Origin of the sequence: Mycobacterium sp., assembly GCF_032159775.1 — a bacterium.
Classification (GTDB): domain Bacteria; phylum Actinomycetota; class Actinomycetes; order Mycobacteriales; family Mycobacteriaceae; genus Mycobacterium.
In genome coordinates, this window is the sequence record NZ_JAVHWK010000049.1 from 1 (window position 1) to 3692 (window position 3692).

The window sequence follows — 3692 nt, forward strand, 5'->3', positions numbered from 1 at the left end:
CCCAATCCGCCGACGGCGACGGCGGCCGACAGCCACGGCAGCCAGCCCTGCGCCCTTGCCAACAGAACGCACGCCAGTATCGAGGTGACGACGACGGCCCCTGCCAGCGCGGTCGCACACGGCAGCGAAGATCTGTTCTGCCACAACAATGTTGCGCCCATGCCGATGCACGCGCCGATCGCCGGGGCGAGCGCCACGGTGTAGTACGGATGCACGATGCCGTTCATGAAGCTGAACACCGCCGCCGTCACCAGAAGCCAGCCACCCCAGATCAACGCCGCGGCGCGAGTGAGATCCGTTCGGGGCGCCCGCCAAGTAAGAAGCGCGATCGCGCCGAGACAGATGACGGCCGCAGGCAACAACCAGGCGACCTCGGTGCCCATGTTATGCCCGAAGAGCCTGCCCCAACCGACGTCGAAGTTCATGTTGCCGAGGCCGCCGGTCTCGTTGCCGGTCAGCCGGCCTAATCCGTTGTAGCCCAAGGCCAGTTCGACAATGCTGTCGTGCTGGGATCCGCCGATGTACGGCCGGGCGCCCGACGGCCACACCTCAACGAGCACGAGGAACCAGCCTGCGGCTACCGCCATCGCCGCGACCAGGCCGGCGACATCGATCAGCCGTCGACCCAGCGAACGATTCCCCGCCCACAGATATGCCGCGAGGAATCCCGGCAGCACCAGCAGCGCCTGCAGCATCTTGGCCAGGAAACCGAAGCCGACGGCGACGCCTGCCGCGACCAACCACCAACGGCTGCTGTCTTTTTCGCACGCCCGCTGCGTGCAATACCCTCCCGCGACAAGCATGAGAACCAACAGCGCGTCGGGGTTGTTGAACCGGAACATCAACGCGGCGACCGGCGTCAGCGCCATGATCGAACCGGCCAGAAGCGCCGCGCCAGGGCCACTGACCCGCCGCACCGCGGCATAGAGGATGGCGACTGCGGCCACGCCTTCGAGCGCTTGGGGTACAAGCACGCTCCACGGGTTCAGCCCGAACACGCGCACCGAAATATCCATGATCCACAGTGACGCGGGCGTCTTGTCGACGGTGATGGCGTTGGCGGCATCGCTGGATCCGAACAGCATCGCCGTCCAATTGTTCGCGCCCGCCTGCGCGGCCGCCGAATAGAAGCTGTTCGCCCAGCCGCTGGCCGACAGGTTCCACAGGTAGAGCGCCGCTGTGCCTGCGAGCAGGGCTATGAGTGCTACGCGGTTGGCAACCACGCGCGAGAAGACGCGAAAGTGCCCCGCCTCACGGCGTGTCGGGCACTTTTGCGTTCCCCAGCGCGCGGGGGGGCCCAGCTCGGCGGGAGAAAGAACGAGGGTCACTGACGCCATCTTCGAGCATCGGCCTAGGTGTCGGTTTTGGCACCGCTGTGGCTTGGCTGTGAGTTGACCGGCAGCTTCACAGTGAACTCGGTCCTGCCCGGGACGCTGTGCACGTCGATGGTGCCGTGGTGGGCCCGGACCACCGCCGACACTATGGCAAGGCCGAGGCCGGTGCTTCCCTCACGCCTGGAGCGTGACGAGTCGCCGCGCGCGAACCGCTGGAAGACTTCGGGCGCTAGCCACACCGGGATGCCCGGTCCGTCGTCGGTGACGGTGAGGACGGCGTGATCACCGTCGACGCTCAGCGCGGTCGTGACCGACGTGCCCGCAGGGGTGTGGGTGCGCGCGTTGGCGAGCAGGTTGGCAAGCACCTGATGCAGGCGCGCCTCGTCGCCCCTCACCACGATCGGCTCCTGCGGCAGGTCCAGCGACCATCGGTGCTCCGGACCCGCGACATGGGCATCGCTGGCGGCATCGACGACAAGCCGGGTCAGGTCCACCTGTTCGCGTTCCAGCGGCCGTCCGGTGTCCAGCCGCGCGAGCAACAACATGTCCTCGACGAGCCGGGTCATGCGCTCGGTCTCGGATTCCACCCGGCTCATCGCGTGCGCGACGTCGTCGGGCAACGCGTCTTGTTTGCGTTGCGCCAGTTCGGTATAGCCACGAATCGCCGCCAGCGGGGTGCGCAGCTCGTGGCTGGCGTCGGCGACGAACTGGCGCACCCGCGTCTCGCTGGCCTGCCGCGCCGACAGCGCGGCGCTGACGTGGTCGAGCATCTGGTTCAGCGCGGACCCGAGCTGACCGACTTCGGTGCGCGGGTTGGCATCTGACTCGAGTACCCGCACCGGCAATGTCACCTCGCCGCGGTCCAGTGGTAGGTCGACAACCCTGCCGGCGGTCTGGGCGACGCGGCGTAGTGGCGCCAGCGCGCGCCGGATGATCACGATGCCGGCCGTCGTAGCCGCGGCGAGCGCGATCACGGTCACGACGCCAAAGATCAGCAGCACGCGGATCATGGTGGCGTCCACGTCGGACATCGACAGACCGGTGATGACGATGTCGCCGCTGCGGCGAGCGTCGGCGGCAACCAGCCGATAGCGGCCCAGGCCGTCGATGTCGCGGGTGACCGGAGGCCGGTTGACCGCTACCGAGCCGAGTTCATCCCGGGCAGGATCAGTCAAACCGGCGCGTCCGCCGGCCGCTGTCAGGTAGCCGGCGTCCATCGCCCCGCCCTTCTTGATCACCGCCGCGACCATGCCGACGGGCTGAGCTGGAGCGTCCAAAAAGATCGGGCCAGGCCCCGGTCGGGGGTAGGGCCGCGAATGGTGGCGCCACGGCGCGGTGGGCGGCTCAGCGAAGATTCGCACCGAGCGCTGCGAGGCATCCTGCAGCTGTGTGTCGAGCTGCGCCAGTAGGTACTTGTACAAAGAGAGCTCGGTCGCCGCGCCAATGCCGATGCACACGATGGTAAGCAGGACGATTTGACCGATCAGCAGCCGAAACCTGAGGGACCAGGCCCCGCCCATGGTTAGCGAGCCGGCTTGAGGACGTAGCCGGCGCCACGCAGCGTGTGAATCATGGGTTCGCGCCCGTTGTCGATCTTCTTGCGCAGGTAGGAGATGTACAACTCGACGATGTTGGATCGCCCACCGAAGTCGTAACTCCACACCCTGTCCAAGATCTGCGCCTTGCTCAGGACTCGCTTGGAGTTACGCATCATGAAGCGCAACAACTCGAATTCAGTGGAAGTCAATGAGATCGGCTCACCTGCGCGGGTCACGTCGTGGCTGTCCTCGTTGAGCACCAGGTCACCGACGACCAGTTGTGCGCCGCTGTCCTCGGTCGTGACACCGGTGCGGCGAAGAAGTGCGCGCAGTCGCAGCACCACTTCTTCGAGGCTGAAAGGTTTGGTGACGTAATCGTCGCCGCCGGCAGTCAGGCCCGCGATGCGGTCCTCCAGGGCGTCCTTCGCCGTCAGCAGCAACACCGGCAGTTGCGGAGTCTCCTCGCGAAGCTTGCGTAGTACGTCGAGACCGCTCATGTCGGGCAGCATCACGTCGAGTACGACGACATCCGGCCGTTGCGAACGGGCGGCTTCTAGAGCCGACGCACCGTCGCCCGCGGTCGCGATGTTCCAGCCTTCGTACCGCAACGCCATCGAGACCATCTCAGCGAGGACGGCTTCGTCGTCTACCACCAAGACGTTGATCGGATTTCCGTCGGCGCGACGCATGACGACGCGCTCGACGTGGGTTTGGGGTTGACTCACAGCTACCTAGTATGCGCAGGCCGAATGGGCCGCTGCTATGGAGCTGCTATGTGCCGGCTGTGAGCCAACCCGACCGCTGCTAGAACCAGACTTTT

At 66.4% G+C, this 3692-nt stretch carries 3 protein-coding genes; all 3 read right to left on the reverse strand.

The genetic code is table 11. The annotated features are described in order from the left end of the window. The coding region (locus tag QOJ24_RS05280) for an ArnT family glycosyltransferase (protein ID WP_526259801.1) at nucleotides 1–1337 on the reverse strand (1337 nt) is incomplete at its 3' end. Nucleotides 1338–1351: 14 nt separating this feature from the next. Further along, nucleotides 1352–2854, reverse strand: a complete 1503-nt coding sequence (locus QOJ24_RS05285; RefSeq protein ID WP_526259803.1) for a sensor histidine kinase — start codon at nucleotides 2852–2854, stop codon at nucleotides 1352–1354. Nucleotides 2855–2856: 2 nt separating this feature from the next. Beyond that, nucleotides 2857–3561, reverse strand: coding sequence for a response regulator transcription factor (locus QOJ24_RS05290; protein WP_526259805.1), 705 nt, complete (start codon nucleotides 3559–3561; stop codon nucleotides 2857–2859). Between the last annotated feature and the right edge of the window lie 131 nt (nucleotides 3562–3692).

Bases quoted from the DNA above. Each gene is read 5' to 3' on its own strand.
- QOJ24_RS05285 (WP_526259803.1), bottom strand. From the start codon at position 2,854: ATGGGCGGGGCCTGGTCCCTCAGGTTTCGGCTGCTGATCGGTCAAATC.
- QOJ24_RS05290 (WP_526259805.1), bottom strand. From the start codon at position 3,561: ATGCGTCGCGCCGACGGAAATCCGATCAACGTCTTGGTGGTAGACGAC.